General features: G+C 73.4%; 6 protein-coding genes. 5 read left to right on the top strand and 1 reads right to left on the bottom strand.

Features of this window, described 5'->3' with window-relative positions; all coding sequences use genetic code 11:
- Positions 1-765, bottom strand: a complete 765-nt coding sequence (locus tag ACH4E8_RS34860) for a ScbR family autoregulator-binding transcription factor (RefSeq protein WP_398455704.1) — start codon at positions 763-765, stop codon at positions 1-3.
- An 811-nt stretch (positions 766-1,576) separates the two neighbouring features.
- Here ACH4E8_RS34860 and ACH4E8_RS34865 point away from each other — a divergent pair.
- The 5 genes from ACH4E8_RS34865 to ACH4E8_RS34885 all read left to right on the top strand — a co-directional run.
- Positions 1,577-2,611: a ParB/RepB/Spo0J family partition protein gene (locus ACH4E8_RS34865; protein ID WP_398455706.1), complete on the top strand. Its 1,035-nt coding sequence runs from the start codon at positions 1,577-1,579 to the stop codon at positions 2,609-2,611.
- A gap of 176 nt (positions 2,612-2,787) precedes the next feature.
- Positions 2,788-3,933 (top strand): inositol-3-phosphate synthase, encoded by a 1,146-nt coding sequence (locus ACH4E8_RS34870; protein WP_398455708.1) that lies wholly within the window; start codon positions 2,788-2,790, stop codon positions 3,931-3,933.
- Positions 3,930-4,841, top strand: a complete 912-nt coding sequence (locus ACH4E8_RS34875) for an SCO3242 family prenyltransferase (protein ID WP_398455710.1) — start codon at positions 3,930-3,932, stop codon at positions 4,839-4,841. The genes ACH4E8_RS34870 and ACH4E8_RS34875 overlap by 4 nt, the downstream gene beginning before the upstream one ends.
- Complete coding sequence (locus ACH4E8_RS34880) at positions 4,838-5,821, top strand: sugar phosphate isomerase/epimerase family protein (RefSeq protein ID WP_398455711.1); 984 nt, start codon at positions 4,838-4,840, stop codon at positions 5,819-5,821. The genes ACH4E8_RS34875 and ACH4E8_RS34880 overlap by 4 nt, the downstream gene beginning before the upstream one ends.
- On the top strand, positions 5,815-6,248 hold a 434-nt coding region (locus tag ACH4E8_RS34885), incomplete at its 3' end, for an EboA domain-containing protein (RefSeq protein ID WP_398455713.1). The genes ACH4E8_RS34880 and ACH4E8_RS34885, both read left to right, overlap by 7 nt.

Genomic DNA, 6,248 nt, shown 5'->3' on the forward strand with positions numbered 1-6,248 from the left:
CTAGAACGATTCCCCTGCGCTGCACACGTGCCGGCTCTCAGGCGGACGTCGGGCACTCTCGTGGACCGGGTCCGGTGTCGCCGATGGCCCCGGACAGCCCTCTGCCGGCGGGGCCGAGCGGGGTTGACGGGCGAGTAGCCCTGCGCGCGCCCACCCGGTGCCGCTCGGATTGAGTGCGGCGGCCGTCCGCGGGTCGGCCACCGAGGGCAGCAGCACCTTCCAGAAGCTGGTGAGCGTCTGGCCGGTCAGCCATGCCTTGTCGCTGCGGCTGAGCACGGCGAGGCCGACCGTCGTGGCCACGACGACGTTCACGACGCCGTTCTGCGAGACCCCCGGGGCGAGCGCCTTCTCGTCCGCGGCCCGGGCCACCAGCCCGTGCACGTAGGTCTGCCACTCCTGGCAGAGGTCGACGCGGGTGCGCTGCCCCGCCTCGCAGCTCAGCATGAATCCGGCCCGTACCACCACGTCCCAGAGCAGCAGTTGGACCAGTCTGTGCGAGAGGTCCGTCAGGTCCTGCAGGGCGCTCGCGTCTCCCAGCGGCAAGCTGTCCACCGCATCGCGCAGCGCACGGACGGCTGCGCTCTCGACGGCGCGGGCCACTTCCGCCTTCGTGTCGAAGTGGAAGTGCAGAGCGCCACGGCTGACCCCGGCACCCGAACTGATCTCGTTCAGGCTGGCCTTCTCGTAGCCGTGCCGCTCGAACAGCTCGGCCGCCGAGCGGATGAGTGCGTTCTGGGTACGGGCCGCGCGTTCCTGTTGACTCACTGTTGGCTCTCCCGCCACTAAGGGGATTACCTCACTACATATAAAACCAACTTGCCGGTTTTGCAACCAGGGTGGGGCGGATCCTGACGGCCAGATGGCCAGCACCCCCCGTTCCGTCGGGCGCCCCTGACGCCGCAAGGGATCCACCAAGTCAACAGGCCGACCGCGCGCAGAGCCCGGCAGGCCCACACCGACTCATTGGCCGGAATTGAAAGCCCTCGCCCACTCGGCCTGTGCAAAGAGGACTCCAAGCGACCGCCATCAGCCAGCAAGAAAACAGGCTAACCGGTTTGATAATTTGTCGTCGCGAGACACGGCGCTCCTCGGAGGAGTCAGCCACCTCTCGCCCGCCACCCCCTCGTCCGCCCCTGCGCCCCGCCGCACAGGAGACGCTCCCTCCAGTTCGACGGACGACGATTCCCCAGGTGAAGGGGTGAACATCGGCAATCCACCGGGCTGTTGCGTGCACGCGGGCCTGGACGAGCGCCGGCTGGAGTCTCACTCAAGGTCGCATACGCCTCAACTGGAAGGAGGCCAGGAGGAGGCTGCTTCACCGCGTGGACCGAGATTCGTAGGGTTACAAAAAACCGGCCGCACGGTACTGTCGTGATGGATTTACGGCGCATCAGCCTCCGGCGACGGAGCGCACGCGTCCAGCCACCACTGAGCGATTCCCAGCCCCGTCCGCCCGCAGCGGGCGGGCCACGACTGGTCAGGACGGCTCGTGGCGGCCGACGCCACTCATGGACTCGTATCCACAAGAGCTTCCACGTGTGCGCCGACAGAGGATTGCTGTCATAAGGGGGGCGAGTTGTCGCTAGCCGAAGTGTTGACGTACCCAGCTGTCGATATCGACGCGATCGACCTGGCGGCGGCCCGGGTCGAATCGCAACCACTCACCCGCGTGCGGATCGACTCGCTCGTCCTGTCGGACTCCCCCCGTCTCAACGCGGAGGACCCGGAACACGTGCGGGCGCTCGCCGAGGTCGGGGCCGGTCTGCCCCCGATCACCGTGCACAGGCCCACCCTCCAGGTCATCGACGGCGCGCACCGGATCCGCGCGGCCCTGCTCAACGGGCGCACCGAGATCGCCGCGAGGCTGCTGGACTGCGACCCGGCCGATGCCTTCGTCCTGTCGGTCAGGGCCAACATCACGCACGGCCTGCCGCTCTCCCGTGCCGACCGCGCCCGCGCGGCGGCCCGCATCGTCCTGACCCACCCGCAGTGGTCGGACGGTGCGGTCGCGGCCGCCACCGGGGTCTCCGACAAGACCGTCTCCCGCATCCGCGCGCACTCGTCGACCGTGGACGACGAAAGGTCCGGGACACGGATCGGTCGGGACGGCCGGGTGCGCCCCGTCGACAGCGCGCAACGCCGCCGGCACGCTGCCGCGATCTTCCTGGAACACCCTGACGCCGGTCTACGCCAGGTCGCCCGTGCCACCGGGCTCTCGCCCGCCACGGTGCGGGACGTACGGCAGCGCATCCACTGCGGCGAGGACCCCGTTCCGGGCCGCTACCGCGCCGACCGGGGCGCCCAGCGCGGCGAGAGCGCCGCCGCAGCGGCCCGGCAGCGGCCACACGCCGCCCGCGCGGTGCGCAGCACGGTCGTGGTGGACCGGCAGAAGCTGCTCGCCAAGCTCAGCGAGGACCCCTCGCTGCGGCACACCGAAGCCGGCCGGCGCGCCCTGCGCTGGCTGCACCACTACTCCGTCGACGGCGACAGCATCGAGGGCATCGGGCGCGGGCTGCCCCCGCACTGGGTCCCCGAGGTCACCGACCTCGCCCGCGCTTGCGCGGCGATCTGGAACGAGTTGGCCGCACGGCTCCAACAGCGGGCCGAATAAGCCCTTTGAGGCTAGGTCCGTTCCGGATGTTGCCGCGGGTCAAGCGGCGCTTTCCGGAGCCGGCCCAGTACGCGCGAGGGCGGGACGTCGTCGACGACCGGCGCCGTCCCGCCTCGCCGCCGCACCATCCGCGGCAGCTCTGCTTGTCAGCACCGACGCACGTCAGGAGGACTTCCATGTCCCAGTACGTAGAGACGTCCACGCCCCGCCCCGCCCCCGACGCCACGGGTGTGTGGTTGATCGGGGCCCGTGGCTCCGTCGCCACGACCGCGGTCGCCGGGTGCGCTGCCGTCTCGGCCGGTCTTTGCCCGCCGACCGGCGTGGTCACCGAGACCGAGCCTTTCGCAGCCGCCGGGCTGCCGGCCCTCTCCTCCCTCGTCTTCGGCGGTCACGACACCGTCGACTGGCCGTTGCCCAAGCGCGCGGAGGCCCTGGCCGAGCAGGGCGTCCTGCCGCACGCACTCGTCCGGGCCGTGCACGGTGAACTGGCCGCCGCCGACCGGGAGATCCGGGTCGGCGGGCCGGCGGCCGGTGACACCCGCTCCGACGAGGAGCTGACGGCGGCCTTCGCCGCCGACATCGTGGACTTCGGCCTTCGTGCCGGGGTCGCCCGGACCGTCGTGGTGAACGTCGCGTCCACCGAGCCCGCGCCGGCCGAGGGCGCCGCCCGACGACCCGCCAGTTCGCTGTACGCCGCAGCCGCCCTGCGCGCGGGCTGTGCGTACGTCAACTTCACCCCGTCGACCGGGATGGGTCACCCGGGTCTCGCGGCGGCGGCCGGGCGGGCCGGAGTGCCGTACGCGGGTCGGGACGGCAAGACCGGGCAGACCCTGTTGCGGGCGGTGCTCGCGCCGATGTTCCGTCAGCGGGACCTGGACGTACGGGCCTGGTCCGGCACCAATCTGCTGGGCGGGGGCGACGGGGCGGTGCTCGCCGACTCGGCCGCCGCCGCGGCGAAGAACGCGGGCAAGGACCGGGTCCTGCGGGACAACCTCAAGGTGCTGCCCGAGGGCCGGGTGCACATCGACGACGTGCCCGCGCTCGGCGAGTGGAAGACGGCGTGGGACCACGTCGCCTTCGAGGGCTTCCTCGGGTCGCGGATGGTCCTCCAGACCATCTGGCAGGGGTGCGACTCGGCGCTCGCGGCGCCGCTCGTGCTCGACCTGGCTCGGCTCGCCGCCCGCGCCCATGAGGCGGGGATCGTCGGGAGCCTGCCGGAGCTCGGCTTCTACTTCAAGGACCCCGACGGCGGCTCATCGGCGCTTGCCGAACAGTACGAGGCCCTTCTCGCCTTCGCGGCGCGCCTGGCGGAGGTCCGATGAGCAGCCCCCGCGACTGGGCCGAACTCCTGCGCGTGTCAGCCCTGTTCACCGTGCCCGGCGACGCGCTCACCGGGGCCGCGGCGAGCGGGCTGCGCCCCGGCGCGCGCACCGTGCTCGCCGCCGGTGGTTCGCTGTGCCTGTACGAGGCGGGCATGGCGCTCAACGACTGGGCGGACCGTGCGGAGGACGCCGTCGAGCGCCCCCACCGTCCCCTCCCCTCGGGCCGCATCGCACCCGCGCAGGCCCTGACGGCCGCCGTCGGGCTGACCGCGGCGGGGATCGGGCTGGCGCTCGCCGCGGGTCGCCCCGCCGCCCTCACCGCGTCCGCTCTCGCCGGCACCGTCTGGGCGTACGACCTGCGACTCAAGCACACCGCAGCGGGTCCGGCCGCGATGGCGGCGGCCCGCGGGCTCGACGTACTGCTCGGAGCGGTGGCGACCGCCCACTGCCGTACCGGCGCCGGCGCGGTGAGCTGGGGCCGGGCGGCGCGCCGCGCCGTGCTGCCCGCCGCCGCGGTCGGCGCCCACACCTACGCCGTGACGGCCGTCTCCCGCACCGAGACCAAGGGCGGCGCGCCGGGCCGGCCGCTCGCCGCGCTCGGGGTGACGGCCGCGATCGGCGCGCTGGCCGGGGCCGGTCCGGACCCGCGCGGGGTCAGTTCTCCCCGCGCGTTCGCCCGCACCGCGCTGGCCGGCGTCTACGTGGCGACGGCCGCGCGACCGTTCCTGCACGCCGCGCTCAACCCGTCGCCGCCGCTGGTCCAGCGGGCCGTCGGCGGCGGCATCCGCGCCGTCATCCCGCTCCAGGCGGCCCTCACGGCGCGCTCGGGGCCGCTGGCGGCAGCGGCGCTGCTCACCGGGCTCGTACCGGTGGCCCGTCGACTGGCGCGGAAGGTGAGTCCCACATGAGCCGTGCACATCACCGCAACGGGCTCGCACTCGGCTACGGAACCAACGGCCTGACGGATCTGCGGCTCGACGACGCTCTCGGCGTCCTCGCGGACCTCGGTTACGACGGCGTCGGCCTGACCCTCGACCACATGCACCTCGACCCGCTGGGCCCTGGCCTCTTCGACCGGGTGGCCCGGGTCGCGGACCGGCTCGACGCGCTCGGCCTCGGCGTCACCGTGGAGACCGGCGCCCGCTACGTGCTCGATCCGCGCCGCAAGCACGGCCCGACCCTGCTCGACCCGGAGCCCCGGGCGCGGGCGGCACGGGTCGCGCTCCTGGTCAACGCGGTGCAAGTGGCCGCGGATCTCGGTGCCCACGCGGTGCACTGCTTCAGCGGCATCCGGCCCGCGAGCGTCGGTGAGGACGCCGCCTGGGAGCTGCTCGTCGACTCGCTCGGCCCGGTCCTCGCCGCGGCGGAGGCCACCGACGTACCGCTCGCCGTCGAGCCCGAGCCCGGGCACCTCCTGGGTTCGCTCGCCGACTTCCACCGGCTGCGGAGGCGGTTCGGTGACCATCCGCTGCTCGGGCTCACCCTCGATGTCGGGCACTGCCAGTGTCTGGAGCCGTTGCCGCCGGCGGACTGCATCCGCGCCGCTGCGCCCTGGCTGCGGCACGTGCAGATCGAGGACATGCGGCGCGGCGTCCACGAGCACCTGCCGTTCGGCGACGGCGAGATCGACTTCCCGTCGGTACTCGACGCACTCGAATCCGTCGGGTACGAGGGCCTGACCGTGGTCGAACTGCCGCGCCATTCGCACGCGGGGCCGGACATGGCCGCTCGTTCCTTGGAGTTCCTCCGCGGGCAGCTCAGCGCCGTCGCGGCGAACCGGCCCACGGCCAAGGCGTCCCCGCTGGTGGGCTGCGCTCCGGGCCCGCGCGCCACCGCGCGCAGATGTCCGGTCCCTGAAACCGCCCGGCCGAGGAAGCCCTCATGCTGACCACCCGCGAGGAACTGTTCGCCCGCCTCGATGCCGAAGGCGCCGCCTGGCTGGACTCAGCGCTCGCCCAGGCGCGCGACGCCGGACGCACCCGTACGGAGGCCCCGCCCGGCAGCGGCGTACCGCGTTGGGAACTGCTGTTCTCGACGGCGGGTCGCCGGTGCGGCCCGTCACCGGTCGTCGAGGCGGCCCGGGTGCTGATGCTGCACGCGGCCCGCCCCGACGCGGACGCCGTGACGCGGCTCTACGAGCGGGGCACCGGCGCCGAACGCCGCGCCGTGCTGCTGGCCCTGCCGTGCCTGCCCCTGCCTCCAGAGGCGGGCGTACGGCTCGTCGAGGACGCGCTGCGGACGAACGACGGTCGGCTGGTGGCCGCGGCCGTCGGCCCGTACGCCGCCGCCCATCTGGACGCGCACGCCTGGCGGCA

This window comes from Streptomyces sp. NPDC017979, assembly GCF_044328175.1.
GTDB lineage: Bacteria > Actinomycetota > Actinomycetes > Streptomycetales > Streptomycetaceae > Streptomyces.

Bases quoted from the DNA above. Each gene is read 5' to 3' on its own strand.
- ACH4E8_RS34870 (WP_398455708.1), top strand. From the start codon at position 2,788: ATGTCCCAGTACGTAGAGACGTCCACGCCCCGCCCCGCCCCCGACGCC.
- ACH4E8_RS34875 (WP_398455710.1), top strand. From the start codon at position 3,930: ATGAGCAGCCCCCGCGACTGGGCCGAACTCCTGCGCGTGTCAGCCCTG.
- ACH4E8_RS34880 (WP_398455711.1), top strand. From the start codon at position 4,838: ATGAGCCGTGCACATCACCGCAACGGGCTCGCACTCGGCTACGGAACC.